The 26,048-nt window shown below is 73.6% G+C and carries 26 protein-coding genes; 8 read left to right on the forward strand and 18 right to left on the reverse strand.

Going from position 1 to position 26,048, the window contains the following annotated elements; translation table 11 throughout:
* The first annotated feature begins 58 nt into the window (after positions 1 to 58).
* Entirely contained in the window at positions 59 to 694 is a 636-nt protein-coding gene (locus ABEB06_RS10575) for a TIGR03085 family metal-binding protein (RefSeq protein ID WP_345696569.1), read from the forward strand.
* Between the two features lie 59 nt (positions 695 to 753).
* Complete coding sequence (locus tag ABEB06_RS10580) at positions 754 to 1,065, forward strand: VOC family protein (RefSeq protein ID WP_345696570.1); 312 nt, start codon at positions 754 to 756, stop codon at positions 1,063 to 1,065.
* 68 nt (positions 1,066 to 1,133) lie between these two features.
* Here ABEB06_RS10580 and hisF read toward each other — a convergent pair whose 3' ends face one another.
* The 8 genes from hisF to hisD are packed head-to-tail and all read right to left on the reverse strand — an operon-like array spanning position 1,134 to position 6,926.
* On the reverse strand, positions 1,134 to 1,904 hold the full coding sequence (hisF, locus tag ABEB06_RS10585; RefSeq protein ID WP_345696571.1) for an imidazole glycerol phosphate synthase subunit HisF: 771 nt from the start codon (positions 1,902 to 1,904) through the stop codon (positions 1,134 to 1,136).
* The gene (locus ABEB06_RS10590) at positions 1,901 to 2,374 is read right to left on the reverse strand and encodes a RidA family protein (RefSeq protein ID WP_345696572.1); all 474 of its coding nucleotides are present in this window, start codon (positions 2,372 to 2,374) and stop codon (positions 1,901 to 1,903) included. Before ABEB06_RS10590 ends, hisF begins: the two co-directional genes overlap by 4 nt.
* Positions 2,355 to 3,095 carry a bifunctional 1-(5-phosphoribosyl)-5-((5-phosphoribosylamino)methylideneamino)imidazole-4-carboxamide isomerase/phosphoribosylanthranilate isomerase PriA gene (priA, locus tag ABEB06_RS10595; RefSeq protein ID WP_345696573.1) on the reverse strand — a complete coding sequence of 247 codons (741 nt, stop codon included), beginning with the start codon at positions 3,093 to 3,095 and terminating at the stop codon, positions 2,355 to 2,357. Before priA ends, ABEB06_RS10590 begins: the two co-directional genes overlap by 20 nt.
* Positions 3,096 to 3,113: 18 nt before the next feature.
* Positions 3,114 to 3,749, reverse strand: a complete 636-nt coding sequence (gene hisH, locus ABEB06_RS10600; RefSeq protein WP_345696574.1) for an imidazole glycerol phosphate synthase subunit HisH — start codon at positions 3,747 to 3,749, stop codon at positions 3,114 to 3,116.
* A gap of 23 nt (positions 3,750 to 3,772) precedes the next feature.
* The gene (locus ABEB06_RS10605; protein WP_345696575.1) at positions 3,773 to 3,925 is read right to left on the reverse strand and encodes a hypothetical protein; all 153 of its coding nucleotides are present in this window, start codon (positions 3,923 to 3,925) and stop codon (positions 3,773 to 3,775) included.
* A complete protein-coding gene (gene hisB / locus ABEB06_RS10610; protein WP_345696576.1) occupies positions 3,922 to 4,515 on the reverse strand; it encodes an imidazoleglycerol-phosphate dehydratase HisB in 594 nt (197 codons plus the stop codon). Before hisB ends, ABEB06_RS10605 begins: the two co-directional genes overlap by 4 nt.
* Before the next feature lie 6 nt (positions 4,516 to 4,521).
* Positions 4,522 to 5,622: a histidinol-phosphate transaminase gene (locus ABEB06_RS10615; protein WP_345696577.1), complete on the reverse strand. Its 1,101-nt coding sequence runs from the start codon at positions 5,620 to 5,622 to the stop codon at positions 4,522 to 4,524.
* Positions 5,619 to 6,926 carry a histidinol dehydrogenase gene (gene hisD / locus ABEB06_RS10620; protein WP_345696578.1) on the reverse strand — a complete coding sequence of 436 codons (1,308 nt, stop codon included), beginning with the start codon at positions 6,924 to 6,926 and terminating at the stop codon, positions 5,619 to 5,621. The genes ABEB06_RS10615 and hisD overlap by 4 nt, the downstream gene beginning before the upstream one ends.
* Before the next feature lie 98 nt (positions 6,927 to 7,024).
* Between hisD and ABEB06_RS10625 the strand changes: the two genes are divergently transcribed.
* The 3 genes from ABEB06_RS10625 to ybaK all read left to right on the forward strand — a co-directional run bounded on the left by ABEB06_RS10625 (position 7,025) and on the right by ybaK (position 9,932).
* Positions 7,025 to 8,602: an oxidoreductase gene (locus ABEB06_RS10625; protein WP_345696579.1), complete on the forward strand. Its 1,578-nt coding sequence runs from the start codon at positions 7,025 to 7,027 to the stop codon at positions 8,600 to 8,602.
* 65 nt (positions 8,603 to 8,667) lie between these two features.
* The gene (locus ABEB06_RS10630) at positions 8,668 to 9,396 is read left to right on the forward strand and encodes an LON peptidase substrate-binding domain-containing protein (RefSeq protein WP_345696580.1); all 729 of its coding nucleotides are present in this window, start codon (positions 8,668 to 8,670) and stop codon (positions 9,394 to 9,396) included.
* A gap of 41 nt (positions 9,397 to 9,437) precedes the next feature.
* The gene (gene ybaK / locus ABEB06_RS10635; RefSeq protein WP_345696581.1) at positions 9,438 to 9,932 is read left to right on the forward strand and encodes a Cys-tRNA(Pro) deacylase; all 495 of its coding nucleotides are present in this window, start codon (positions 9,438 to 9,440) and stop codon (positions 9,930 to 9,932) included.
* A gap of 9 nt (positions 9,933 to 9,941) precedes the next feature.
* Here the strand turns inward: ybaK and ABEB06_RS10640 are convergent, their stop codons facing one another.
* From ABEB06_RS10640 to ABEB06_RS10655, 4 genes are all read right to left on the reverse strand, one after another.
* On the reverse strand, positions 9,942 to 10,679 hold the full coding sequence (locus tag ABEB06_RS10640) for a hypothetical protein (protein WP_345696582.1): 738 nt from the start codon (positions 10,677 to 10,679) through the stop codon (positions 9,942 to 9,944).
* A gap of 116 nt (positions 10,680 to 10,795) precedes the next feature.
* Positions 10,796 to 11,593 carry an ABC transporter permease gene (locus tag ABEB06_RS10645; RefSeq protein WP_345696583.1) on the reverse strand — a complete coding sequence of 266 codons (798 nt, stop codon included), beginning with the start codon at positions 11,591 to 11,593 and terminating at the stop codon, positions 10,796 to 10,798.
* Positions 11,590 to 12,567 (reverse strand): ABC transporter ATP-binding protein, encoded by a 978-nt coding sequence (locus tag ABEB06_RS10650; RefSeq protein WP_345696584.1) that lies wholly within the window; start codon positions 12,565 to 12,567, stop codon positions 11,590 to 11,592. Before ABEB06_RS10650 ends, ABEB06_RS10645 begins: the two co-directional genes overlap by 4 nt.
* Before the next feature lie 344 nt (positions 12,568 to 12,911).
* A complete protein-coding gene (locus tag ABEB06_RS10655; protein WP_345696585.1) occupies positions 12,912 to 14,150 on the reverse strand; it encodes an NYN domain-containing protein in 1,239 nt (412 codons plus the stop codon).
* 167 nt (positions 14,151 to 14,317) lie between these two features.
* Here ABEB06_RS10655 and ABEB06_RS10660 point away from each other — a divergent pair, with 167 nt between their 5' ends.
* Positions 14,318 to 15,118, forward strand: coding sequence for a hypothetical protein (locus ABEB06_RS10660; protein WP_345696586.1), 801 nt, complete (start codon positions 14,318 to 14,320; stop codon positions 15,116 to 15,118).
* Positions 15,119 to 15,159: 41 nt separating this feature from the next.
* Here the strand turns inward: ABEB06_RS10660 and ABEB06_RS10665 are convergent, their stop codons facing one another.
* Both ABEB06_RS10665 and ABEB06_RS10670 read right to left on the reverse strand, forming a co-directional pair.
* The gene (locus ABEB06_RS10665; protein ID WP_345696587.1) at positions 15,160 to 16,188 is read right to left on the reverse strand and encodes an aspartate-semialdehyde dehydrogenase; all 1,029 of its coding nucleotides are present in this window, start codon (positions 16,186 to 16,188) and stop codon (positions 15,160 to 15,162) included.
* A 143-nt stretch (positions 16,189 to 16,331) separates the two neighbouring features.
* Complete coding sequence (locus tag ABEB06_RS10670; RefSeq protein ID WP_345696588.1) at positions 16,332 to 17,195, reverse strand: dihydrodipicolinate synthase family protein; 864 nt, start codon at positions 17,193 to 17,195, stop codon at positions 16,332 to 16,334.
* Positions 17,196 to 17,267: 72 nt separating this feature from the next.
* Between ABEB06_RS10670 and ABEB06_RS10675 the strand changes: the two genes are divergently transcribed.
* Positions 17,268 to 18,155, forward strand: a complete 888-nt coding sequence (locus ABEB06_RS10675; protein WP_345696589.1) for a LysR family transcriptional regulator — start codon at positions 17,268 to 17,270, stop codon at positions 18,153 to 18,155.
* Between the two features lie 7 nt (positions 18,156 to 18,162).
* Here the strand turns inward: ABEB06_RS10675 and ABEB06_RS10680 are convergent, their stop codons facing one another.
* A complete protein-coding gene (locus ABEB06_RS10680; RefSeq protein ID WP_345696590.1) occupies positions 18,163 to 18,840 on the reverse strand; it encodes a hypothetical protein in 678 nt (225 codons plus the stop codon).
* A gap of 119 nt (positions 18,841 to 18,959) precedes the next feature.
* Between ABEB06_RS10680 and ABEB06_RS10685 the strand changes: the two genes are divergently transcribed.
* Complete coding sequence (locus tag ABEB06_RS10685) at positions 18,960 to 19,403, forward strand: type II toxin-antitoxin system PemK/MazF family toxin (protein ID WP_425559768.1); 444 nt, start codon at positions 18,960 to 18,962, stop codon at positions 19,401 to 19,403.
* On the opposite strand, the gene ABEB06_RS10690 is transcribed toward ABEB06_RS10685, so the two are convergent.
* The 3 genes from ABEB06_RS10690 to dnaE all read right to left on the reverse strand — a co-directional run bounded on the left by ABEB06_RS10690 (position 19,388) and on the right by dnaE (position 25,949).
* Positions 19,388 to 19,990, reverse strand: a complete 603-nt coding sequence (locus tag ABEB06_RS10690) for a hypothetical protein (protein WP_345696592.1) — start codon at positions 19,988 to 19,990, stop codon at positions 19,388 to 19,390. The two genes, ABEB06_RS10685 and ABEB06_RS10690, sit on opposite strands and share 16 nt — an antisense overlap.
* An 88-nt stretch (positions 19,991 to 20,078) precedes the next feature.
* Positions 20,079 to 22,220, reverse strand: a complete 2,142-nt coding sequence (locus ABEB06_RS10695) for an RICIN domain-containing protein (RefSeq protein WP_345696593.1) — start codon at positions 22,218 to 22,220, stop codon at positions 20,079 to 20,081.
* A gap of 195 nt (positions 22,221 to 22,415) precedes the next feature.
* Positions 22,416 to 25,949, reverse strand: coding sequence for a DNA polymerase III subunit alpha (dnaE, locus tag ABEB06_RS10700; RefSeq protein ID WP_345696594.1), 3,534 nt, complete (start codon positions 25,947 to 25,949; stop codon positions 22,416 to 22,418).
* Positions 25,950 to 26,048 lie beyond the last annotated feature (99 nt).

Raw genomic sequence — 26,048 nt, forward strand, 5'->3', positions numbered from 1 at the left:
TCCGCCGACGGCGGACCTTCAAGACCGCGCGTCCGGGGGCGGTTCTATGGTTGGCGCCATGACATTTGCGCGGGGTGAGCGGGAGCGACTGGCCGGGCTGCTGGAGGCGGCGGGGCCGGACGCCGGGACGCTGTGTGCGGGGTGGACGACCAGGGACATGGCGGCCCACCTGGTGCTGCGGGAGCGGCGGATGGACGCCGCCGCCGGGATCCAGGTGAAGGCGCTGGCCGGGTGGACGCAGCGGGTGCAGGACGGCTACGCCGCCCGCCCGTACGAGGAACTGGTGCGGACCTTCCGGTCGGGGCCGCCGACGGTGTCGCTGTTCGCCCTTCCGGGCGCGGACGAGGCGGCCAACCTGATCGAGTACTTCGTCCACGCCGAGGACGTCCGCCGGGCGGGCGACGACCCGTCACCCGCGGAGCCGGACCCGCGGCTCGCGGACGCGCTCTGGAAGAGGCTGCCGATGGTGGTCCGGTTCGGCGCCGGCGCCAAGCCGCCGGTCCGGCTGACGCTGGCCCGCCCGGACGGCCGCACCGCCACGGTGGGCCCGAAGGACGGCCCGACGGTCACCGTCACCGGCGAGCCGGGCGAGCTGGTGCTGTTCGCGTACGGGCGCGGAGCCCGCGCGGCGGTGGTCGCGGACGGCGCGCCGGAGGCGGTGGCGGCGCTCGCCCGGGTGCTCCCGCTCCCCTGATCCGCCCGGTCCCGCCGAGTTGTCGGTGGGGTGCGCCGGCCTGACGACGGCTCGGGAACGTGCCGCACGCCACAACACCGGCGGGCGGTTCGCCGTCTGGCAGCCGGGCGGGACCGAGGGCTCGACGCGGTGGGCGAGGACACAACACCTTCGTCCGGGCGGAGCTGCACACCGACGACCAGGAGGCGACCGTCGGCTTCCACCGGTCGCTGTTCGGCCGGCGGGCCGGCGACCCGGGGATCCCGGGTGTCGAGTACACGGTGCTGATGACGGAGAGCGGCGGCGACGACCCGGCGGTCGGTCGGATCGCGGTCCTGGCCGACCCCTTCGGCGCCCGGTTCGCGCTCCTGAGGCCCGAACCGCGAAGCTGAACCGACAGGGGCTCGTTGGGCGTGCCTCCCGGCCGAAGGCCGGGGGAGCACCGCGAGCCCCTGTCGCATCACCGTACGGGGTGCCCGGTGGCCTTCAGTTCGTCCTTGACCTGGCCGATGGTGAGGTCGCCGAAGTGGAAGACGCTGGCGGCCAGCACCGCGTCCGCGCCGGCGTCGACCGCGGGGGCGAAGTCGGCGAGCTTGCCGGCGCCGCCGGAGGCGATGACGGGGATGGAGACGGCCTTGCGGGCGGCCCGGATCATCTCCAGGTCGTAGCCGTCCTTGGTGCCGTCGGCGTCCATCGAGTTGAGCAGGATCTCGCCGGCGCCGAGCTCCGCGGCCCGCGCGGCCCACTCGATCGCGTCGAGCCCGGTGCCCTGCCGCCCGCCGTGCGTGGTGACCTCGAAGCCGGACGGCGTGACGGTGCCCTCGGGGCAGCGGCGGGCGTCGACGGAGAGCACCAGCACCTGCCGGCCGAACCGCTCCGCGATCTCCCGGATGAGGTCGGGCCGGGTGATCGCGGCGGTGTTGACGCCGACCTTGTCGGCGCCGGCCCGCAGCAGCTTGTCGACGTCGTCGACGGTCCGCACGCCGCCGCCGACGGTGAGCGGGATGAAGACCTGCTCGGCGGTCCGCCGGACCACGTCGTAGGTGGTCTCCCGGTCGCCGGACGAGGCGGTGATGTCGAGGAAGGTCAACTCGTCGGCGCCCTGGGCGTCGTAGAGCTTGGCGAGCTCGACGGGGTCGCCGGCGTCGCGGAGGTTCTGGAAGTTGACGCCCTTGACGACCCGCCCGGCGTCGACGTCCAGGCAGGGGATGACACGTACGGCAAGAGTCACGGCTGGTTGCTGCCTTCCAGGCTGCTGTGTTCGACGGTGCGGCCGAGACCGGGGCGGTGGGCGTCGACCTCGACCTCCACCATCATCCGGGAGTCGATCAGGCCTTCGACCACGACCAGGGTGGTGGCCGGCCGGACCGCGTCGAAGAGTTTCTTGTGCGCCCGGCCGACCTCGTCGGAGTCGCGGACGTGGGTGATGTACATCCGGGTGCGGACCACGTCCGCCTCGGTCAGCCCGTAGTGGGCGAGGGCCTTGAGGGCCAGGCCGAAGGCGGCGACGGTCTGCTCGTACGGGTCGCCCTCGCCGTGGATCAGGCCGTTGTCGAACGCGGTGCAGCCCGAGACGAGGACGAAGTCCCCGGCTGCCACCGCCCGGGAGAACCCGTACACGTCCTCCCAGGGGGAGAAACCGGAGACGCGGGCGGTGACAGCGGGGCCCGCGGCGGAGCCGCTAGTCGATCCTTCGGTCATCGGACACAGCCTCCAGGGCCTCTTCGAGAGTGAACTTCTGCTCGTAGAGGGCCTTGCCCACGATCGAGCCCTCGACACCCTCCGGAACCAGGGTGGCGATGGCCCGCAGGTCGTCCAGGGACGACACGCCGCCGGAGGCGACGACGGGCTTGTCGGTGGCGGCGCAGACGTTGCGCAGCAGCTCCAGGTTGGGGCCGGTCAGCGTGCCGTCGCGGTTGACGTCGGTGACGACGTAGCGGGCGCAGCCCTCGGAGTCCAGGCGGGCGAGGACCTCGTAGAGGTCGCCGCCGTCACGGGTCCAGCCGCGGCCGCGCAGGGTGGTGCCGACCACGTCGAGGCCGACGGCGATCTTGTCGCCGTGCTCGGCGATGACCTTGGCGACCCACTCGGGGGTCTCCAGGGCGGCGGTGCCGAGGTTGACCCGGGTGCAGCCGGTGGCGAGGGCGGCGGCCAGCGAGGCGTCGTCGCGGATGCCGCCGGACAGCTCGACCTTGATGTCGAGGCGGCCGGTGACCTCGGCGAGCAGCTCGCGGTTGGAGCCGGTGCCGAAGGCGGCGTCCAGGTCGACCAGGTGGAGCCACTCGGCGCCGGCGTTCTGCCAGGCGAGGGCGGCGGCCAGCGGCTCGCCGAAGGAGGTCTCGGTGCCGGAGGCGCCCTTGACCAGGCGGACGGCCTGGCCGTCGCGGACGTCGACGGCGGGGAGGAGTTCGAGGCGGGACACGATCAGGTGCTCCAGGCGTCAGAGGGTGTTGACCCAGTTGGTCAGCAGGGCGGCGCCGGCGTCGCCGGACTTCTCGGGGTGGAACTGGGTGGCCCAGAGCGGGCCGTTCTCCACGGCGGCGACGAACGGCTGCCCGTGGGTGGCCCAGGTGACCAGCGGCGCGTTGATCCGCGCGCTGTGCACCTCCAGCTCCCAGGTGCGCACGCCGTAGGAGTGGACGAAGTAGAACCGGGTGTCGGCGTCCATCCCGGCGAACATCCGGCTGCCCTCGGGGGCGTCCACGGTGTTCCAGCCCATGTGCGGGACGATCGGGGCGTCCAGCGGCTCGACGGTGCCGGGCCACTCGTCGCAGCCGGCGGTCTCGACGCCGTGCTCGACGCCCTTCTCGAAGAGGATCTGCATGCCGACGCAGATGCCCATCACGGGGCGGCCGCCGGAGAGCCGGCGGCCGATGATCCAGTCTCCGCGGACCTCCTTGAGGCCGCGCATGCAGGCCTCGAAGGCGCCGACGCCGGGGACGAGCAGCCCGTCGGCGTTCATCGCGGCGTCGAAGTCGGAGGTGACGGTGACGTCGGCGCCGGTGCGTTCCACCGCGCGCTGCGCCGATCGGAGGTTGCCGGACCCGTAGTCCAGCACCACGACGTTCTTGCCCATCGGTTTCCTGTCTCCGTCGGTCTCTAGAGCCGCATGACGCCGGCGGCGAGGCACATGACCGCGCCGATGGCGAGCACGCCGATGACGCCCTTGGGCAGCTTCTGCTTCCAGAACGAGTAGCAGCCGCCGGCCAGGAACAGCCCCACGGTGATCAGGGCGATCGCGGTCTTGCTCACAGTGCACCCTTGGTCGAGGGGAGGATGCCGGCCGCGCGCGGGTCGCGCTCGGAGGCGTAGCGCAGCGCCCGGGCGAGCGCCTTGAACTGGCACTCGACGATGTGGTGGGCGTTGCGGCCGTACGGCACGTGGACGTGCAGGGCGATCTGCGCCTGGGCCACGAACGACTCCAGGATGTGCCGGGTCATGGTGGTGTCGTACGAGCCGATCATGGGGGCCATGTTCTCGGGCTCGGTGTGCACCAGGTACGGGCGGCCGGAGAGGTCGACGGTCACCTGGGCGAGCGACTCGTCCAGCGGGACGGTGCAGTTGCCGAAGCGGTAGATGCCCACCTTGTCGCCGAGCGCCTGCTTGAAGGCGGCGCCGAGCGCGAGGGCGGTGTCCTCGATGGTGTGGTGGGTGTCGATGTGCAGGTCGCCGTCGGTCTTGACGGTGAGGTCGAACAGGCCGTGGCGGCCGAGCTGGTCGAGCATGTGGTCGTAGAAGCCGACGCCCGTGGAGATGTCGGTCTTGCCGGTGCCGTCGAGGTCGATCTCGACCAGGACCGCGGTCTCCTTGGTGGTGCGCTCAACGCGTCCGGTACGGGACATACGGGATTACAGCTCCTTGATCACGAAACGGACGGCGTCCAGGAAGGCGTCGTTCTCGGCGGGGGTGCCGGCGGTGACCCGCAACCACCCGGGCACGCCGTTGTCGCGGACCAGGACGCCGCGGTCGAGGATCGCCTGCCAGACGGCGTGGGTGTCGGCGAAGCGGCCGAACTGGATGAAGTTGGCGTCGGAGTCGGTGACCGCGAGGCCGAGGCCGCGCAGCGCGTCGACCAGCCGGTCGCGCTCGTCCTTCAGCTGCGCGACGTACCCGAGCAGGGTGTCGGTGTGCTCCAGGCAGGCCAGCGCGGTGGCCTGGGTGACCGCCGAGAGGTGGTACGGCAGGCGGACCAGCTGCACCGCGTCGACCACGGCCGGGTCGGCGGCCAGGTAGCCGAGCCGCAGGCCGGCCGCGCCGAAGGCCTTGGACATGGTGCGGCTGACCACCAGGTGGGGGCGGCCCTCCAGCAGCGGCAGCAGCGAGACGCGGTGCGAGAACTCGACGTACGCCTCGTCGACGACCACGATGCTCGGCCCGGCCGCCTGGGCGGCCTCGTAGAGGGCGAGCACGGTCTCGGCGGCGACGGCGGTGCCGGTCGGGTTGTTCGGCGAGCAGACGAAGACCACGTTCGGCCGGTGCTCGGCGATCGCCGCGACCGCCGCGTCGAGGTCGACGGTGAAGTCCTCGTTGCGCGGGCCGGAGATCCAGCCGGTGCCGGTGCCGCGGGCGATCAGCGCGTGCATCGAGTACGAGGGCTCGAAGCCGATCGCGGTGCGGCCGGGGCCGCCGAAGGTCTGCAGCAGCTGCTGGAGGACCTCGTTGGAGCCGTTGGCGGCCCACACCTGCCCGCGGGTGACCGGGAAGCCGGTGGTGCGGGTCAGGTAGGCGGCGAGGCCGGTGCGCAGCTCGACCGCGTCGCGGTCCGGGTACCGGTTGAGGTTGCGGGCGGCCTCGGCGACCCGCTCGGCGATCCGGGCGACCAGCGGCTCGGGCAGCTGGTACGGGTTCTCGTTGGTGTTCAGCTGGACGGGGACGTCCAGCTGCGGCGCCCCGTAGGGGGACTGGCCGCGCAGCTCGTCCCGGATGGGGAGGTCGTCGATCTTCGTCACGCGTCCGGAACCGTCCAGTCGAATCGGGCCTTGATGGCGTCGCCGTGACCGGGCAGGTCCTCGGCGGCGGACAGGTTGACCACGTGGGCGGCGATCCCGGCCAGCGCCTCGCGGTCGTACTCGACGACCTGGACGCCGCGCAGGAACGCCTGCACCGACAGCCCGGAGGAGTGGCAGGCGCAGCCGCCGGTGGGCAGCACGTGGTTGGAGCCGGCCGCGTAGTCGCCGAGCGACACGGGGCTGAAGCGGCCCAGGAAGATCGCGCCGGCGTTGCGGACCTTCGCGGCGACCGCGCGCGGGTCGCGGGTCTGGATCTCCAGGTGCTCGGCGGCGTAGGCGTTGGCCACCGCGAGGCCCTGCTCCAGGTCGTCGACCAGGATGATCCCGGACTGCGGGCCGCCCAGCGCCTCGGCCACCCGCTCGCCGTGCTTGGTCCGGGCGACCTGGGTCTTCAGCTCGGCCTCGACCGCCTCGGCCAGCGCGGCGGAGTCGGTGACCAGCACCGAGCCGGAGGTCGGGCCGTGCTCGGCCTGGCTGATCAGGTCGGCGGCCACCTCGGCGGCGTCCGCGGTGTCGTCGGCGAGGACCATGATCTCGGTCGGGCCGGCCTCGGAGTCGATGCCGATCCTGCCGGCGAACAGCCGCTTCGCGGCGGTCACGTAGATGTTGCCCGGGCCGGTGACCAGGTTGACCGGCTCGCACTCCTCGGTGCCGAGCGCGAACATCGCGACCGCCTGGGCGCCGCCGACGGCGTACACCTCGGTCACGCCGAGCAGCTTGCACGCCGCCAGGATCGCCGGGTGCACCCGGCCGCCGAAGGCCTTCTGCGGCGGGGAGGACACCGCGATGCCGGTGACGCCCGCCTCCTGCGCGGGGACCACGTTCATCACCACGGAGGACGGGTAGACCGCCAGGCCGCCGGGCACGTACAGGCCGACCCGGTCGACCGGGATCCAGCGCTGGCTGACCGTGCCGCCGGGCACCACCTGGGTGGTGTGCCCCTCGCGGCGCTGGTCGGCGTGGACGATGCGGGCGCGGCGGATCGACTCCTCCAGTGCGGCGCGCACCTTCGGGTCCAGCGTCTCCAGGGCCTCGTCCAGCTGCTCGGCCGGGACCCGGGTGGAGGCCAGCCGCACGCCGTCGAAGCGCTCGGTGATCTCGATCAGCGCCGCGACACCGCGATGGCGTACGTCCTCCGCGATCGGCCGCACCTTGTCCAGGGCGGCTTCCACGTCGAACTCGGCACGGGGCAGCACGGTGCGCAGGTCGGTGGAGGAGCCGCGCAGATCGATTCGAGAGATCACAGGGCCAAGTGTAAGGAGTGGTCGAAACAGACTTCGGGGCATTTCAGTCCGTGATACGAAGGCTGAGACAGCCGAAGATCATCACGGGGGAGGAAGCGGTGGAGCAGCCGCCGAGCGACTGGACGCCCGCCGAGCAGGGGCTCTGGGAGGCGTTCCGCAGCGGAGTGCCGTACGACCTGCGGGCGGACGACGCCGCGGCGGACGCCCCGTTCGGCGGTCACGCGTGGGGCGCGGAGCGGACGGTGCGCGCCGAGGTCCTCGCCCACCTGCTGCTGGCCGGGCCCGAACCGCACCCCGGGCGGGTCGCCTCGCTGCAGCTCACCGGCGCCCGGATCACCGGCCCGCTGCGGCTGGCCGGCGGCGCCATCGGCCACTACGTGGAGCTGCACGCCTGCCGCTTCGAGCGCAAGGTCCTGATGTCCGAGGCCGCCGCCGGCACCCTGCGCCTGGTCGACTGCGCCCTCCCCCGCCTGGAGGCCTCCCGGCTGGTCACCGAGGGCGACCTGCACCTGGCCCGCTGCCGGATACCCGGCGGCGTCCGCCTCACCGACGCCCGGCTCGGCACCGACCTGCTGCTCAACCAGTCGGTCATCGGCCCCGACAAGTACGGCCGGGCGCTCTCCGCCGACGGCCTCACCGTCAGCCAGGACTTCGAGGCCGACCGGATCGAACTCACCGGCGAGCTCAGCCTGCGCTCCGCCCGGATCGGCGGCCGGCTCTCGCTGCGCGGCGCCCAGCTGCGCTCCGTCCCGAACAACCCCAACGCGATCAACGCCGCCCGGCTCTCCGTCGGCCACACCCTCTACCTCTCCAGCTCGGACGACGGCGGCTGGGCCGGCTCCACCGAGGTGTACGGCTCCGGGTACGGCGAGCCCTACTCCGAGGGCCGTCCGTGCACCCCGTTCCGGGCCTGGGGCAAGGTCCGGCTCTCCGACGGGCGCTTCGACAACGCCTGCCTGATCGCCGACGCCGAGTTCCACCTCGGCGCCGGCGAGGAGCTCTCGCTCAGCCGGATCCAGACCCCCGAACTGCGCTTCGCCTGCCCCACCCCGCCCACCGGCGCCGTCTCGCTCAGCCGCGCCCGGGTCGGCAACCTCGTCGACTCCCCCACCAGCTGGCCGCGCCACCACCGGATCGGCCTCACCGGCTTCACCTACGAGTCGCTGCGGCCCACCGTGCCCTTCCCGGTCGAGCGGCGGATCGCCTGGCTCGACGGCTCCTCCCCCGAGTACCGGCCCGAGGCGTACGAGCAGCTGGCCGCCGCACTGCGCCGCGACGGCGCCGACGAGGACGCCCGCACCGTCCTGTACGCCAAGCAGCGCCGCCGCCGGCGCTCCCTGCCGCTGCCCGGCCGGCTCTGGGGCCGGCTCCAGGACATCGCCATCGGCTACGGCTACCGGCCCGGCCGGGCCGCCCTCTGGCTGGTCCTCGCCTGGGCCGCCGGCACCTGGTACTTCACCGGGCACCCGCCCGCCCCGCTCAAGGCCGACGAGGCCCCCACCTGGGTCCCCGCGCTGTACGCGCTCAGCAAGGTGCTGCCGCTGGTCGACCTCGGCCAGGGCGGCTGGAACCCCGGCACCGCCGGCCAACTGGTCGCCGCCGCCCTCGTCCTCACCGGCTGGGTGCTCGCCACCACCACCGTCGCCGGGGTCACCCGGCTCCTCCAGCGCAACTGACCGGCGCGCACCCAGGTGGTAAACCCGGCGGCAGGAGCACGCCCGCGGCAACTACGCTTGCCGCCGTGACAGAACGGCTCCCGCTCTTCCCGCTCAACACGGTCCTCTTCCCGGGCCTGGTGCTGCCCCTGCACGTCTTCGAGGAGCGGTACCGGCACCTGGTGGCCGACCTGCTGGAGCAACCGGAGGACGAGCCGCGGCGCTTCGGCATCGTCACGATCAGGGACGGCCGCGAGGTCGCCCCCGTCCGCGACGACGAACACCCCGCCGGCCCGCTCGACGGGCTCGGCACCATCACCGGCGACCCGATGGAGGCGCTCCACCAGGTCGGGTGCGTCGCCGACGTCACCTCCGTCCGGGAGCAGGCCGAGGGCCGCTACGAGCTGATCGTCACCGGCACCACCCGGATCCGGCTGCGCTCCGTCGACACCAGCGGCCCCTACCTGGTCGGGAACGTCTCCGTCCTCCCCGAGCAGCCCGGCACCGGAGCGGGCGCCCTCGCCTCCGGCGTCGACCGCGCCTTCCGGGCCTACCAGAAGCGCCTGGCCGGCGCGAAGGAGGCCAGCCTCAGCGGCGAACGCGAACTCCCCGACGACCCGCAGGTGCTCTCCTACCTGGTCGCCGCCGCGACCGTCCTGCCCACCCCGGTCAAACAGGAGCTCCTCGCCTGCCCCGACACCGCCTCCCGCCTCACCCGCGAACTGGAGCTCCTGCGCAAGGAGACCGCCCTGCTGGCCTGGCTGCCCTCGCTCCCGGCCATCGACCTGACCCGCCAGGCCTTCAGCCCGAACTGAGCACCGCCACGGGCTCGCGGGGCCCTGCTAGTTTCTCCGTCGTGCCCAAGAAATCTGCTGCGAAGAAGGGCGGGACGCCCGCGACGGTGGCGCTGGATGCGGCCGGGGTGGCGTTCACGGTCCACGCGTACGACCACGACCCGGGGGCGGCGTCGTACGGGGGCGAGGCCGCCGAGGTGCTGGGGATCCCGGCACAGCGGGTCTTCAAGACGCTGGTCGCCGACGTCGACGGGGCGCTGACCGTCGGCGTGGTGCCGGTCTCCGGCCAGCTCGACCTGAAGGCGCTGGCCGCCGCCGTCGGCGGGAAGCGGGCCGCGATGGCGGACCCGGCCGCCGCCGAGCGGAGCAGCGGCTACGTCCTCGGCGGCATCTCCCCGCTCGGCCAGCGCCGCGCGCTGCCCACCGTGGTGGACGCGAGCGCGCTCGACCACCCGACGGTCTTCGTCTCGGCGGGCCGCCGCGGCCTGGAGGTGGAGCTGGCCCCGGCCGACCTGGTGCGGCTCACCGGGGCGCGGACGGCCGCGATCGGCCGCTGACCCGGCCGATCAGTTCGGCGGCGCCGACCACGGGTCCTTCGGCGGCGCGGGCGGGGCCGGGGGCGCGTCCGTGGGGGGCACGGGAGGGGCGGGATGGGCGTCTCCCGGCCGAGCGGGTGCCGGCGCCGCGCCGGGGGCCTCCGGCGGACCGGCGAACGGCGGGCCGTACGGCGGCGGCGACCACTGCGGGCCGGCCCAGTACGGCGGCGGGTCCTCCTCGCGCTTGCCGAACGCCGCCGTGAGCGCGAAGACCACGATCATCGCGCTCATCGGCCACACCAGCAGCGCGCCGTGCGCGCCGAGCTCCAGCGCCCCGCTGATCCGGTGCCCGTTGCCGACCTGCAGGGCGTGCGCCCGGATGTCGCTGGTCGGGCCGAGCTTCATGCCCAGCTGCCAGCCGACCACCGAGCCGCCGATCCCGCCCAGCGCGAGGCCGACCACCATGCCGATGCCGCCGCCGCGGGCCCGGGTGAACAGGAACGCGGCGAGCGCGGAGAGCACGCCGCAGGCGAGGCCGAGCAGGGCGAAGACGCCGTCGGCGCCGATCCGCTGCTCGCCCTCCGGGTCCACGTACAGGATCCGGTCGTTCTTGACGTCGAACATCACCCGGGGCGCCAGCCACAGCCAGCACAGGCCGAGCGCCAGACCGAGGATCAGGCCGGCGACCGTCAGCAGGGCGCCCGTCCGCAGCTCGGGGCCCACCTCGCGCGGCTTGCGCTCGGGCTGGGGCAGGTACGGCGGCGGCACGGCGAGGGGATCCTGGCCCGCCGGGGAACCCGTAGGTGTGTTCGGAACGGTCACCGGCCCATCGTTTCACGACACCCCGGCCGGGCGCCGATCAACCCGTCCCCCCGGGCGGCGGGTCAGCGCACCGCGCGGCGGTACGCCCAGGTGGCGAGGGCCAGCGAGACCAGGCCGACCGCCGCGCAGACCCCCAGGTCGCCGCCGACCGCCGCCCAGTCGGGCCGGTCGGCGAACGTCCGGGCGAAGGCCTCCACCCCGTACGTCGAGGGCAGCAGGTCGCGCAGCCACTGCACCGCGCCCGGCATCCGCCCGGCCGGCAGCACGCCCAGCAGCAGCGCCGCGGACATGCCGAGCTGCCCGAGCAGGGTGGCGATCTCCTGCCGCGGGGCGAGCAGGCCGCACGCCGCGCCCAGCCCGGACAGCGCCGCGCCCGCCAGCGGAACGACCGCGAGCAGCACCCACAGGTGGGCCGGCGGCAGCGCGAACATCCAGCAGCCGGCGACCGCGGTGACCAGCGCACCCGGCAGGGTGAACGAGGCGTACGCGGCGGCGGCGCCCAGCACCACGGCGGCCGGTGGCACCGGCAGGGTCGCGTAGTGGTCGAGCCCGCCGGTGGCCCGCAGCCGCCCGAAGTACTGCGCGAGCAGGTTCAGCGCCACGAACGCCACCACCAGCACGCTGGAACCCGCCACCACGGCGTGCGCGGACGGGTTGTCGCCCGGGTCGACCACGCCGCGCATCATCACCAGGATGCCCAGCGACTGGAAGGTCGCCACGAACAGCAGCGGGATCCGCGACACCCGGGCCCGGGCCAGCTGCGCCCGGTACACCGCGTCCAGGGCGGGCAGCAGGCGGGCCCGCGCGGCGAGCGGCGCGGCGGCGGTGTCGGGGGCCGCGGGGGCGTCGAGCAGCGTCATCGGGCGAGGCCTCCGGACCGGCCGCCGAGCTTGAGGTACGCGTCCTCCAGGCTCGGGGTGGCGAGGGTGAAGTCGTCGAGGGCGGCGAGGGCGGGACCGGAGGTGACGGCGGCGACCAGTTCGCGGGCCTGCTCGGGGGTGGTCCGGACGGTCCAACGGCGGCCGGTGCGCTCCGCCCGCCCGGCGAGCTCGGCGACTGCGGGCAGCTCCACCGGCGGCTCGTCGCGCCACACCAGGTCGAGCCGGACGTCGCCGCCGACCAGCGCCTTCAGACCACCGGGGGTGTCGCAGGCGATCACCCGGCCGCGGTCGACCACCGCGACCCGGTCCAGCACCGTCTCCGCCTCGATCACGTTGTGGGTCACCAGCAGGACCGTCGTCCCGCGCTCCGCCCGGCGGCGGTCCACCGCCGACCACACGGCGCGGCGCGCCACCGGGTCCATGCCGGTGGTCGGCTCGTCCAGCACCAGCAGCGGACGCTCGCCCACCAGCACCGCGGCGAAGCACGCCAGGCGGCGCTGGCCGCCCGACAGCTTGGCGAGCGGCCGGGTCGCGATCGGCTCCAGGCCCAGCTCCGCGATCACCTCGGCCGCCTCCGCCCGCGCGCGGGCCCGGGTCAGCCCGCGCAGCCGGCCCGTCGTCTCGGCGGCCAGCGCCACCGTCAGCTCGTCCAGCGCGGTCGACTCCTGGCCCAGGTACGCGAGCAGCCGGGCGGCGCGGTCGGGATGGCGGACGATGTCGTGGCCGAGCAGCTCGATGCTGCCCTCGTCGGGACGCAACAGGCCGGTCAGCTGGCGGACCAGCGTGGACTTCCCGGCCCCGTTCGGGCCGAGCAGACCGAAGATCTCGCCGCGCCGCACGTCCAGGTCGATGCCGTCATTGGCCCGGACGCCGGCCGCACCGCGATAGGTCTTGACCACGCCGCGAACCGTGCAGCACGTCCCGCCGCCGCCGTCCCGAGGTGCCTCACTCACGTCGGAAGACTCTACGCGCCCCCCGCCCAGAACCGGACAAGGCCCCCCGTTCCGGCCCCACGCAACGCCGACGCGAAGACCTGCCGCAGGCGACCCCCGCTGCGCGGGAGCAACGGCCGGCCCTCGAAGGCAGCCCGCCGCAGACGAATCCCCCAGCGCGAGCGAAGCGCCGACGCGAGAACCTGCCGAAGGCAGCCCGCCGCGGGCGGACCCCGCCGGCCGGGAGCAACGGCCGGCCGCCGGAGGCAGCCCCGCCGCAAGCCATCCCCGCTGTGCGGGCGAAGCGCCGACGCGAAGACCCGCCGGAGGCGGTCCGGGGTCCGCCCGGCTCGCCGGTCAGCCGGTCAGCCGGCGGGTGGGGCGGGGGCGCGGGTGGCGAGTTCCTTCCAGAAGCCCTCGCGGATGGCGTAGCGGTCGTGTTCGTCGATCTGGTCGTCCTTGTGGGCGAGCAGCCCGAAGCGGGCCGCGTAGCGGAGCAGCTCGCCGTCGAGCCGGTGCGGGATCCGCGGGTAGTCGGTCCAGAGCGGGCCGAGCCGGTCGGTCGTCCCGATCCGTTCGATCCAGCGCCGGGCGAAGACCTGTCCGACTTCCTGCGGGTCGCCGCCGATCGAGGTGATGTCCTCCTCCCGGTCGGTCCAGCGCTGGGCGGCGGTGGTGAGGTCGGCGAGGGTGGGGAGGGCGACGGCACCCGGGCCCGGTGGTCCGTCGGCGCGGGGCGGCCGTTCGACCCAGCCGCGGTCGGAGGACCAGCGGAGCACCGGCCCGCCGAGCGGGGCGCTCGCGGCGGCGACCGGCGCGGCCCGGTCGGCCAGGTCCTTGGGGGTGGGGATGACCCGCAGCGCCGCGGGGCGGACCGCGGCCCCGGTGGAGGCGGCTGAGGCGGCTGAGGCCGCGGAGGCGGCGGCGACCGCGGGGACGGCCGGTTCGACGGGCCGCCGGGCGGGGGCGGGGACGGTCGCGGGGCCGACGGGCGGCGCGGCGAGGATCTCGGCGATCTCCGGGTCGGGCGCGGCGGCGGGGAAGACGCTGGGCGCCTCGCGCGGCCGGACCCAGCGCTCGATCCACTCGCGGTCGAGGACGCGCCGTTCGTCGGCTTCGCCGACCAGGTCCTCGGACTGGTTGAAGTCGCCGTCGGCGGCCTGCAGGGCCCACAGGTGCACGGCGACGCCGTGCTCCTTGGCGGAGACGACGCCGGGCAGCAGGTCGCCGTCGCCGGTGACCAGCACCACGTCCGCGCAGGCGTGGTTGCGGGCGAGTTCGGAGAGTTCGGCGTGCATCGCGGCGTCGACGCCCTTCTGCACCCACCGCCCCTCGGCCCGGGTGAGGGCGCCGAGCCGGACGGTGACCCGGGGCAGGACGCGCAGCCGCCGGTGCTCGGGGGCGGGCCGCCGGTCGACGGCGGCGTCGAACCAGTAGATCCGCAGCAGGGGGAGCCCGGTCTCGGCCTCGGCGCGTTCCCGCAGGGCGTTGATCAGGACCTGCTGGTCGACGGAGATCCGGGAGCGCGAGGACTCCCCGGCGAGCAGGCTGGCGGCCGCGCCCAGCAGGTATCCCGCGTCGACCAGTACCACGCAGCGGTCCATCCGGCACCACCTCTCCTCCGGCGCCCGCCGGCGGGGTCGTGGGGGCTCACCCGGTGGTCCGGCGGTCGTGTTGCGCCTTCCCTTACCCCTCGGAACGGCGGCTACCCCTCCCGTCCGGCAACGGCCGGATTCGGACCGGGCGGCGGTGGCCGCGATACTGGGTCACCGTGCGGAAGAGTGCGGTGGTCCTGTGCGGGGTGGCGGCGGTGGGTGCGGTCGCCCTGCTGCTGGTGCCCGCGACGGTGCCGGAGACGTCGAGCGGGGACACCGCGGTGACGGCGGTGCGGATCAACGGGGGCCGTTCGCTGGAGCTGGGGCCGGGCGAGTCGCTGACCTTCCCGGTGGAGGTGGTGGCGACCGACGACAGCGGGATCCGGACGGTCGACCCGATCGGCCTGTGGGGTCCGGGCTACGGTGCGCTGAAGGTCGCGCCGCTGGTCTGCACGCCGCTCGACCCGGCGGGCAGGGCGGCGAGCTGCCGGGGGACGGCGACCGTCACGGCGCCGTCGCGGCAGCTGTACGACGACCAGGCGGGCACCTGGTTCGTGGACCTGCGGGTGCGGGCGAAGGACGGCGACCGGTACGTGGCGAAGGCGGCGGCGGGCTTCTCGTTGAAGCGCGCGGCCCGGCTGGTCGACGCGACCGCGCCGGAGCGGGCGGCGCTCGGCGAGCGGGTGACGGTGGCGGCGCGGCTGCAGCAGGCGGACTGGGACCGGAACGGTTTCCGGCCGCGGTACGGCAGTGTGGCGCTGCTGCAGTTCCGGCCGTCGGGGTCCTCGGTGTGGACCACCGTGGCGTCGGCGGGTGCCGACCGGGACGGGCTGCTGCGGGCCGAGGTGCCGGCGACCGGGACCGGCGAGTTCCAGTGGTGGGCGCCGGGCGACCAGTGGACGGGCCCGGCGCTGTCGCCGCCGCAGCCGATCGCGGTCGCCCCGGTGCCGGTGCACGACGACGGCCCCGCTGCCTGAGCAGCGGGGCCGGTCGGCTCTCGGCACGGGCCGGGCGGGTGTCAGTCGCGCAGCTCGGCGGCGACCAGCTCGGCGAGCTGGACGGCGTTGAGCGCGGCGCCCTTGCGCAGGTTGTCGTTGGACAGGAACAGCGACAGGCCGTGGTCGACGGTCTCGTCGGCGCGGATCCGGCCGACGTAGCTCGGGTCGCGGCCGGCGGCCTGCAGCGGGGTGGGGATCTCGGACAGCTCGACGCCGGGCGCGCCGGTGAGCAGCTCGGTGGCGCGCTCGGGGCTGAGCGGGCGGGCGAAGCGGGCGTTGATCTGCAGCGAGTGGCCGGAGAAGACCGGGACGCGCACGCAGGTGCCGGCGACCTTCAGCTCGGGGATGCCGAGGATCTTGCGGCTCTCGTGGCGGAGCTTCTGCTCCTCGTCGGTCTCGTTGGAGCCGTCGTCGACGAGCGAGCCGGCCAGCGGGACGACGTTGAACGCGATCGGCCGCCGGTACACGTTCGGCGCGGGGAACTCGACCGCGGAGCCGTCGTGGGCCAGCGCGGTGGCGCCGTCCACCACCTTGCTCGCCTGGTCGTGCAGCTCGGCGACGCCGGCCAGGCCGGAGCCGGAGACCGCCTGGTAGGTGGAGACGACCAGGGCGACCAGCTCGGCCTCCTCGTGCAGCGGGCGCAGCACGGGCATGGCGGCCATGGTGGTGCAGTTCGGGTTGGCGATGATGCCCTTGGGGCGCTCGGCCACGGCCTGCGGGTTGACCTCGGCGACGACCAGCGGGACCTCGGGGTCGCGGCGCCAGGCCGAGGAGTTGTCGATCACCACGGCGCCGGCCGCGGCGACCTTCGGCGCGAGGGCCTTGGAGGTGGATCCGCCGGCCGAGAAGATCACGATGTCGAGGCCCGTGTAGTCGGCGGTGGCCGCGTCCTCCACGGTGATCTCGGTGTCCTTCCACGGCAGCGTCCGGCCCGCCGAGCGCGCCGACGCGAACAGCCGCAGCTGCTCGACCGGGAAGTTACGCTCCGCCAGGATCTCGCGGACGACGCCGCCGACCTGGCCGGTGGCCCCTACGATGCCGATCCTCATCCGACTCCTCCTCCTGGAATGTGCACAGTCATCATGCCTTGTCAGGGCGGTCCGCGGGGCCGCCGTCCCACAGGGTGAACGGTGGCCGTCCGGCGCTGGAAGGCCTGCGGCGCGGGTCGTTCGCAGCCGCAAAACTTCCGGTGCTACCGGAGCGCCGCGAGCGCCCGCTCCACCGCGCCGGGCGAGGCGGGCAGCAGCGGCAGCCGGACGTCCGGGGTGGGGATCCGGCCCCGGGCGTGCAGCACGCCCTTGATCACGGTCGGGTTGGGCTCGGTGAACAGCGCCCGGGAGAGCGTGGACAGCCGGTGGCCGAGGGCGCGGGCGCGGTCCGCGTCGCCCTTGCGCCAGGCCTCGGCGAGCTCGACGAAGTCACCGGTGGCCAGGTGCGCCGAGGCGAGCACCCCGCCCGCGGCGCCCATCGCCAGCATCGGCGACAGGTACGGGTCGTCGCCGACCAGCACCCCGGCCGGGCCCGCGGCGAGCAGGGCGACGGTCTCCTCGTCGATCCCGCCGGCCGCGTACTTCGTTCCGGCGACGCCGGGCAGCGCCAGCAGCTCCAGCAGGGTGGCGGCGTCCAGCGGCTGCCCGGTGCGGTAGGGGACGTGGTAGATCATCAGCGGCACCGGGCTCCGCGCGGCGAGCTCGGCGAAGTGCGCGAGCGTCCCGGCCGGGCCGGGCCGCAGGAAGGCGGGGACGGCGACCAGCGCCGCGTCCGCGACGCCGTCGAGCTCGGCCAGCGCGCGGCCGGCCGCTCCGGTCGGGCCGCTGCCCGTGCCGACCGTCAGCAGCGCGCCGTACGCGTCGCACGCCCGGCGGCAGACGGCGACCACGGCGGCCTTCTCCTCGGGTTCGAGGACGGCGGGCTCGCCGGTGGTGCCGAGCGCGACCAGGCCCGCCGCGCCGGCGGCCAGCGCGTCGTGGGCGAGGCGCTCCAGCGCGTCGAGGGCAACGCTGCCGTCGGCGGCGAAGGGGGTGACCAGGGGGACGTGAATGCCCTGAAGTTCCATGCCGTCGAGCCTGCCGGGCGGTGACCGTGCAGGTCCAGTTCACATTTCCGATGGTTCTCGTAAGCTGATCCGATGCTCGACGTCCGCCGCCTGCGGCTGCTCCGGGAACTCGCCCACCACGGCACCATCGCCGCGGTGGCCGAGGCGCTCGCCTTCAGCCCGTCCGCCGTCTCCCAGCAGCTGTCGGTGCTGGAGCGGGAGGCGGGCGTGCCGCTGCTGGAGCGCACCGGCCGCCGGGTCGCGCTCACCCCGGCCGGGCACAACCTGGTCCGGCACACCGAGGCGGTGCTGGAGCGCCTGGAGCGCGCGGGCGCCGAACTCGCGCACGCCCGGCAGGGTCTGGCCGGGCCGCTGCGGATCGGCGCCTACCCGTCGGCGACCCGCGCGCTGGTGCCCGCGGCGCTCGCCGAACTCGCCTCCCGGCACCCCGCGCTGGAGGCGATGGTCAGCGAGGTCGACCCGGCGGGCGTCGCGGCCGCGCTGCGCGCCGGGGAGCTGGACGTCGCCCTGGTGCACGAGTACGACCTGGTGCCGACCGAGACCGAGCCCGGGATCGCCGTCACCGGGCCGGTGTTCACCGAGCCGATGTACCTGGCGGCCCCCGCCGCGGGGGGCGTCGCCGAGCACCGCGACTCGCCGTGGATCATGGCCGGGCCGGGCACCCTCTGCCACGCGATGACCCTGCGGGCCTGCCAGGCCGCCGGGTTCAGCCCGCGGATCCGGCACCAGGTGGACGACTTCGCCACCGTGCTCGCCCTGGTGGCGGTCGGCCAGGGCGTCGCCCTCGTCCCCCACCTCGGCACGGTCGGCCAGCGCCCGTCCGGCGTCGCACTGACCCGGCTGCCGATGTACCGCCGCACCCGCACCGCCTTCCGCGCGGGCGCCGCCGCGCACCCGGCGGTGGCGGCCTTCGCGGCCGCGCTGCACGCCGTGGTGCCGCGCGAACTGCGGGGCGCATGACCGGATGTCAGTTCAGCAGCGGGCTGGGGTTGCGCGGCGCACGGTCGGCGCCGCGCAGGCAGGGGAAGATCCGCTCGTGCACGTCGCCGACCCGGTCGACCACCTGGATGCGGACGTAGAGCTCGACGATCACCCGCATCGCCTCCTCGGTGAACCACCCCACGAAGGCGGTGCCCTGGGCCGGCAGCGGACGGCCCACACCCATCAGCGACAGCCAGAAGTCCTCGTGGCGCACCAGCTCCCGTTCGATCAGCCGGCGGTCGATCTCCGCCCGGTCCGTCCAGGACAGGGTGTCGGGCGGCCCGCCCGGCTCGGCCGGGGCAAGCAGGAGCCCGTAGGACAGGTCGGTGACCACGGCGACGTCCTGGGCCGCGTTGGTCACCTGGAAGCTCCAGGCGAGCCGGTCCGGTGCCAGGTCCGGAACCACGCGCCCGATGCCGCCGATCGCCGGGCGCACCGTCCGCGCGTACTGGGCACGCGCCAGCGCGGCCGCACCCGTGGCCACCAGCAGGTCGGTGGCGCTCTGCAGGTCCAGCAGCCGCAGCCGCCACAGCCAGGACGTCGGCGCGGCGATGTTCTCCACGACCACCGCGTGCACCAGCAGCAGCGCCGAGAGCAGGACCAGTCCGAGCAGGGTGCGGGACAGCAGGGCGCTGCGGCGGACGACGCGTTGCGTGAAGTTCACGATCCCCCCGAACCGTAGGCGTACCACCGACCATAGGGGCGTCCCGCGGGGCCGAACAGGGGGCCGGGAACGACTTGACCGGCCCGCCGCGGGTTCGGGAGGCTTCCGGCATGGCCGAGATGATCGATCAGGACGAGTACCAGCCGGGCCGCTTCGGCCCCGAGGCGACGGTGGAGGTCGAGCCGACCCGGGTGGGGCCGGTGCGCACCGAGTACGCGCCGGCCCACGACGGCGACCCGGACCCGGGCGAGATCGTCTGGACCTGGGTGCCGTACGAGGAGAACGACGGGCGCGGCAAGGACCGCCCGGTGCTCGTGGTGGCCCGCGAGCAGGGCGGTTCGCTGCTCACCGTGATGCTGTCCAGCAAGGGCCACGACCACGACCGGGACTGGGTGCCGATCGGGTCGGGCCCCTGGGACCGCACCGGGCGCGACTCCTGGGTCGCGCTGGACCGCGTGATGCGGGTGTGGGACGGCGGCATGCGGCGCGAGGCGTGCGCCCTGGACCGGGCGCGCTTCAACCTGGTGGTCGACAGCCTGAAGCGCCGCTACCGCTGGAGCTGAGCCCGCCGGCGCAGCAGCAGGGCGACGGCCACGGCCGGCACCGCGCAGAGCGCGACGCCGATGCCGAGGGCCCACGCGCCCGGGCCGCCGCGCTTCGCGGGGGCGGCGGCGGGCCCGGTGCTCGCCACCGCCGAGCCCGGTACCGTCCGGTCCGGCGCCGGGGCGGACGCGCTCGCCGGGCCGGCGGTGGCGCTCTGCGCGGCCGACGGGGCGGTGCCGGGGACGGCGGTGACGGTGAGGTCCGCCTCGCCGCGTCCCAGGGCCGGGAAGCCGGACTCCACCGTCACCTTCCAGCTGCCCGGCGGCAGCGCCAGCGCGGTGGTGTAGTCGCCCTTGGCGGCGTCGACGGCGACCAGCGGCCAGGGGCCGACGGTCCGGCCGTCGGCGGCGGTCGCGCTGAGCGTGGCCGCCACCTTCTCCTCGACCGGGTCGCCGTCGTTGTCCCAGGTGGCCACGGCCTTGGTGTGGCCGTCGACCAGCGCGGTGACGGTGAAGTGGATGGTGTCGCCGTGGGCGCCGGCGGGGGTGGCCAGCGCCGGGACGGCGAGTGCGGACAGGACGAGTGCGGCGGCGAGTCGGGTTCGCATCGCGGCGGTCTCCTCAGATGGGCGGGGGCGCGGGGGCGGCCTGGCTCGTGGCCGCCCCCGCGCCGGTCCTGGTGCTACCGGGGTCCGGTCAGGACGCCGGCTGGACGGTCCAGTTCTGGCCGGCACCCGCGGTGCCGGGCTGCTGCAGCTCCAGCAGCCAACCGCCGTAGTACCAGCGGCTGCTGCTGCCGAGCACCAGCGAGGAGCCCTTGGCGGTGAGGCGGTAGCCGGCGCCGTCCGAGGCGAGCTTCCACTGCTGGCCGTCGGCGGTGCCGCAGGCCTGCTGCATCACGTACTGGCCGCGCACCGGCGCGCCGCCGAGCTGCAGGCACTTGCCGGAGCGGACCGACTTGATCCGCAGGTAGCCGTCGCCGGCGTCCTCGAACTGCCACTGCTGGTTGGCGTACCCGGTGCGCTGGTAGCCGATCAGCACGGCGCCGTCACGGGTGGACCCGCCCCACATGTCGGCGGCCTGGCCGGTCAGGGTGTTGGTCAGCAGGTACGGGGTGCCGGGCTTGGTCGGGCCGGCCGAGGCCGGGGTGCGGAAGGTCGCGGTGCGGCCCGGCTTGGAGGCCTTGCCGTCGGCGCCGTGCACCACGATCGCCAGCTTGTACTGGGCGTCCGGCTGCAGCCCGACGATCCGCACCACGGTGGCGCGGACGGTGGCCAGCGAGCGGCCGTTGAAGATCAGCTCGTAGCCGGTCGCGCCCGCGGTCTGCTTCCAGCTGACCACCGCCGAGTTGGGGGTGAGCTGGCCGACCGTCACGTCCGGGCCGGTGGTCGGCGTGGAGCCGGTCGCGGTCGGGCTCGGGGTCGGCGTCGGGGTGGGCGTGGGCGTGGGGGTGTGGGTGGGCGTCGGGGTCGGCGTGGAGCCGGTCCGGGTCGGGGTGGGCGTGGGGGTCGGCGTGGGCGTGGGCGTCGGGGTCGGCGTGGGGTTCGGGTTGCTGCCGTTGCCGTTGATCAGGAACTGGTTGTCCGCGACGTTCCAGTGCGTGGCCAGGTAACTACCGGCCTTGGGCGCGGTGTTGTAGTAGTCGTCGTGGTTGCAGTCCAGCCGGTCGTCGTGCGCCCGGTCGGGGCAGTGGGTCTGCATCTGCGGGTAGTACGGGCTGTCCGAGTAGCACATGATGTCCCACTCGTCGACGCAGTGGCCGCCCTTGCTGGTGTTCGGCGCGCTGTTGTTGACCGCGCCGAGGTTGTGGCCCAGCTCGTGCGCGGCGGTCGAGCCGCTCCAGCAGCCGGAGTCGGTACGGCCGTACGAGGGGCCGAAGTTGCTCAGGTTGTTCTGGGTCGGACGCTCGTCGCCGGCGAAGGTGCCGATGCCGCAGTAGACCTGCGCGTCGGCGAAGACCATGTACTTGCGGTCCTTGCGCTTGTAGCCCTGGGCCGCGAGCGCGTCGTTCATCGCGCCGAACTCCTGCAGCGCGGACGCCGACACCTCGACCTTCAGCACCGAGACGGTGCAGTCGGGCTGGGTGACGAAGCGGACGTGCCGGACGCCGCCGGTCTCCTGCGCGGAGGCGTTGTAGATGACGTCGGTGTCCGCCGCCCACTTCTGGAAGGACGGCAGGTACTGCGCGAAGCGGTCCTGGTTCGGCCCGTGGACGTAGAGCACCTGGACGCGGTTGCCGGTGCTGCCGTCGCCGTCGCAGACCACCGTGCTGCCGGCGGCGGCCGCCGCACCGGGGGCCTGGGCGGCGCCGGCCGCGGCCGGGCTCGCGGCGGCGAGCGCGGTGCCGCTCTGCGCGTCGACCACCACCGGGACGTCCTTGACCAGGTCGGCGGCGGCCGGGTCGGTCGAACCGCCCTGCAGCACCGGCGCCTTGTCACCGGCGGCCACGGCGGGCTCGGTGTTCTTGCGGATGTCCACGCCCTTGGGCGGCGCGTCCGGCCCGTGCGTGCACAGGCCCGCCTCGGACACCTTGAAGACGCCGACGCAGCGGTCGCCGCTCGCCGCCGCGGTCAGTCCGGTGTACACCAGGCCCTTGGACGGATCGTTGTCCGGTATCCGGGTGATCGGCACCGGGGCCTGCTTGTGCTCCGGACCGGCCGCCGGGGTGGGCACCACGTCCTGCGCCGCCGCCGTCGTGGTCCGCGGCAGCAAACCGTCCGTCACCGCACCGAACCCGACGGCCGCGACCGCCACTCCGGCAACCAGACCGGTGACGGTCACCAGCAGCTTCCGGCTGCTCCGGCGTCGGTGCGACGACGCCGCCTTCCTGCGTGCCATGTGTGTCTCCTCGTCGGCCATGAGGGGATGGGCGACCGACACCTGGGAGATCCCAGGAGACACAGGAGATAACAACTTTTCGCGCGGAAGTTCGGAATCGGTTCTGCGGTGCGATTCCCCGGGCCCGCGCGGCGGCCTCCCGCGGCGCGGGCGCGGGCGGGACGCTCGCCGCCCGCACCGCGGGAGAAGGCCTGATCAGCCCGCCAGGCAGCTCGGGCCGAGGAGTTGCTTGAGGTCGCCGAACAGCGCCGGGTCCGACTTCACCCGGTGCCGGTCCAGCCGCAGCACCGTGGTCTTGGTGCGCCCGCGCAGGTGGACGTGGACCTCGGTGGTGCCCTTGTGGTGGGCCAGCACCTCGCCGAGCCGGGCGACCAGCGGCGGGGTCAGCTTGTTGTCGGGCACGGTGATCACGATCGGCAGCTGCGCGCCGACGTTGGAGAGGTCCGGGACGGACAGCTCCATGCCCATCAGGCGCGGCACGTCCTCCCGCTTGTCGAGCTTGCCGCGGACGAACACCACGGCGTCCTCGACCAGTTGGGAGGAGACCAGCTGGTAGCTGGCGGGGAAGAACATGCAGTCGATGGAGCCGGCCAGGTCCTCGACGGTGGCGATCGCCCAGGCGTTGCCCTGCTTGGTCATCTTGCGCTGCAGGCCCGAGATGATGCCGCCGATGGTGACGATGGCGCCGTCGGGCCGTTCGGCCAGGTCGGCCACCGCGCAGTCGGCCTTGTCGGCGAGGACGTGCTCGATGCCGTGCAGCGGGTGCGAGGAGACGTAGAGGCCGAGCATCTCCCGCTCCTGGGTGAGCAGGAAGGCCTTGTCCCACTCCTCCTCGGAGAAGACCACGTCCAGGCCGAAGCTCGGCTCGTCGCTGGTGGCGTCGCCGCCGAACAGGTCGAACTGGCCCTCGGCCTCCTTGCGCTTGACCCCGACCACGTTGTCGATCATCGGCTCGAACTGCGCGGTCAGGCCCTTGCGGGTGTGCCCGAGCGAGTCGAACGCGCCCGCCTTGATCAGGGATTCGACGGTGCGCTTGTTGCACACCACCGACTCGACCTTCTCCAGGAAGTCCGGGAAGGAGGCGAACTTCCCCTTGGCCTTGCGGGTGCGGATCATCGACTCGACCACCGGCCCGCCGACGTTGCGGATGGCGGTGAGGCCGAACCGGACGGTGTCGTTGCCGTGCGGGGTGAAGTCGGCGTCGGACTCGTTGACGTCCGGTGGCAGGACGTTGATGCCCATCTTGCGGGCCTCGTTGAGGTAGACCGCGGACTTGTCCTTGTCGTCCTTGACCGAGGTGAGCAGGCCGGACATGTACTCGGCCGGGTAGTTGGCCTTGAGGTACGCGGTCCAGTAGGAGACCAGTCCGTATCCGGCGGTGTGGGCCTTGTTGAAGGCGTAGCCGGAGAAGGGGACCAGGACGTCCCACACCGCCTGGATCGCGGCGTCGGAGTAGCCGTGCTCGCGGCAGCCCTTCTGGAAGGGGACGAACTCCGCCTCCAGGATCTCCTTCTTCTTCTTGCCCATCGCGCGGCGCAGCAGGTCGGCCTGGCCGAGCGAGTAGCCGGCCAGGATCTGCGCCGCCTTCTGCACCTGCTCCTGGTAGACGATCAGGCCGTAGGTGGGCTCCAGGATCTCCTTGAGCGGGGCCTCCAGCTCCGGGTGGATCGGGATGATCTCCTGCTGGCCGTTCTTGCGCAGCGCGTAGTTGGTGTGCGAGTTGACGCCCATCGGGCCCGGTCGGTACAGCGCGAGGACGGCGGAGATGTCCTCGAAGTTGTCGGGCTTCATCAGGCGCAGCAGCGAGCGCATCGGGCCGCCGTCGAGCTGGAAGACGCCGAGCGTGTCGCCGCGGGCGAGGAGTTCGTAGGTGGGCTTGTCGTCCAGGGGCAGATCAAGCAGGTTGATCTTGATGCCCTTGTTCTTCTCGATCGCCTTGACGGCGTCGTCCATGATCGTCAGGTTGCGCAGGCCGAGGAAGTCCATCTTGAGCAGGCCGAGGCCTTCACAGGTGGGGTAGTCGAACTGCGTGATGGTGACGCCGTCGGTGTGCCGGGTCCAGACCGGGATGTGGTCGGTCAGCGGCTCGGCGGACATGATGACGCCGGCCGCGTGCACACCGGGCTGGCGGATCAGGCCCTCGATGCCGCGCGCGGTGTCGATGACCTTCTTGACGTCCGGGTCGGTCTCGTACAGGCCGCGGATCTCGCCCGCCTCGCTGTAGCGCGGGTGCGAGGGGTCGGTGATGCCGGAGAGCGGGATGCCCTTGCCCATCACGTCCGGCGGCATCGCCTTGGTGATCCGGTCGCCCATCGCGTACGGGTAGCCGAGGACCCGGGAGGAGTCCTTGATGGCGGCCTTCGCCTTGATGGTGCCGTACGTGACGATCATGGCGACCTTGTCGGAGCCCCACTTCTCCGTCACGTACCGGATCACGTCACCGCGCCGGCGCTCGTCGAAGTCGATGTCGACGTCGGGCATGGAGATGCGCTCGGGGTTGAGGAAGCGCTCGAAGATCAGGCCGTGCGGGATCGGGTCGAGGTCGGTGATGCCCATGGCGTACGCGACCAGCGAGCCGGCCGCCGAGCCGCGGCCGGGGCCGACCGCGATGCCCTGCTCCTTGGCCCACATGATGAAGTCGGCGACCACGAGGAAGTACGCCGGGAACCCCATCTGGATGATGGTGTCCATCTCGTACTCGGCGAGCTTCTTGTGCTCCTCGTCGTAGCCGCCCGGGAAGCGCCAGTCCATGCCCTTCCACACCTGGGCCTTGAAGAAGTCCGCCTCGGACTCGTAGCCCTCCGGGATGGGGAAGCGCGGCATCAGGTTCTTGAACTCGAACATGCCGGCGGTGTCGACGCGGGAGGCGACCAGCAGCTGGCTGTTGCGGCAGCCCTCCTGCCAGGCGTCGGAGGAGTCGAGGCCGTACATCTCGGCGGCCGACTTGATGTAGTAACCGGTGCCGTCAAAGCGGAAGCGGTCCGGGTCGGAGAGGTTCTTGCCGGTCTGCACGCAGAGCAGCAGGTCGTGGGCGCCGGCGTCGGCCTCGGTGGTGTAGTGCGAGTCGTTGGTGACCACCGGAGGGATGTTCAGCTTCTTGCTGATCTCCAGCAGGCCGTCGCGGACCCGCTTCTCGATGTCGAGGCCGTGGTCCATCAGCTCGAGGAAGTAGTTCTCGGCGCCGAAGATGTCCCGGTAGTCGGCGGCGGACTTCAGCGCCTCGTCGAAGTGGCCCAGCCGCAGCCGGGTCTGCACCTCGCCGGACGGGCAGCCGGTGGTGGCCATCAGGCCGGCCGCGTGCTCGGCGATGATCTCCTTGTCCATCCGGGGCCACTTGACCAGCCAGCCCTCGGCGTAGGAGCGCGAGGTCAGCTTGAAGAGGTTGTGCAGGCCCTCCTTGTTCCGGGCCCAGATGGTCTTGTGGGTGTAGGCGCCGGACGCCGAGACGTCGTCCTTCTTCTGGTGCGGCTGGCCCCACAGGATGCGCTTGGTGTTGGACCGCTTCTCCGGCGCCACGTACGCCTCGATGCCGATCACCGGGGTGATGCCGGCCGCGGTCGCCTGCTTGTGGAACTCCGCCGCGCCGTACATGTTGCCGTGGTCGGTCATCGCGACGTGGGTCTGCCCGAGCCGTTCGACCTCCTTGAACAGCTGCTTCAGCCGGGCGGCGCCGTCCAGCATCGAGTACTCGGTGTGGACGTGCAGGTGCGCGTACGGCTGGTCGCTCAAGGCGGGGCCTCCGGGGTCCTGGGTGAGGGCTGAAACACGTAAGGCCCGAGCCACCACCAGGGCTCGGACCACGGCTTCCGGGTTCGCGGCACCGAGTCT

Origin of the sequence: Kitasatospora terrestris (assembly GCF_039542905.1) — a bacterium.
Lineage (GTDB): Bacteria > Actinomycetota > Actinomycetes > Streptomycetales > Streptomycetaceae > Kitasatospora > Kitasatospora terrestris.

Bases quoted from the DNA above. Each gene is read 5' to 3' on its own strand.
- ABEB06_RS10575 (WP_345696569.1), top strand. From the start codon at position 59: ATGACATTTGCGCGGGGTGAGCGGGAGCGACTGGCCGGGCTGCTGGAG.
- ABEB06_RS10590 (WP_345696572.1), bottom strand. From the start codon at position 2,374: ATGACCGAAGGATCGACTAGCGGCTCCGCCGCGGGCCCCGCTGTCACC.
- hisH (WP_345696574.1), bottom strand. From the start codon at position 3,749: ATGGGCAAGAACGTCGTGGTGCTGGACTACGGGTCCGGCAACCTCCGA.
- hisB (WP_345696576.1), bottom strand. From the start codon at position 4,515: ATGTCCCGTACCGGACGCGTTGAGCGCACCACCAAGGAGACCGCGGTC.
- ABEB06_RS10645 (WP_345696583.1), bottom strand. From the start codon at position 11,593: ATGACGCTGCTCGACGCCCCCGCGGCCCCCGACACCGCCGCCGCGCCG.
- ABEB06_RS10655 (WP_345696585.1), bottom strand. From the start codon at position 14,150: ATGGACCGCTGCGTGGTACTGGTCGACGCGGGATACCTGCTGGGCGCG.
- ABEB06_RS10665 (WP_345696587.1), bottom strand. From the start codon at position 16,188: ATGAGGATCGGCATCGTAGGGGCCACCGGCCAGGTCGGCGGCGTCGTC.
- ABEB06_RS10670 (WP_345696588.1), bottom strand. From the start codon at position 17,195: ATGGAACTTCAGGGCATTCACGTCCCCCTGGTCACCCCCTTCGCCGCC.
- ABEB06_RS10675 (WP_345696589.1), top strand. From the start codon at position 17,268: ATGCTCGACGTCCGCCGCCTGCGGCTGCTCCGGGAACTCGCCCACCAC.
- ABEB06_RS10685 (WP_425559768.1), top strand. From the start codon at position 18,960: ATGATCGATCAGGACGAGTACCAGCCGGGCCGCTTCGGCCCCGAGGCG.
- ABEB06_RS10690 (WP_345696592.1), bottom strand. From the start codon at position 19,990: ATGCGAACCCGACTCGCCGCCGCACTCGTCCTGTCCGCACTCGCCGTC.
- ABEB06_RS10695 (WP_345696593.1), bottom strand. From the start codon at position 22,220: ATGGCACGCAGGAAGGCGGCGTCGTCGCACCGACGCCGGAGCAGCCGG.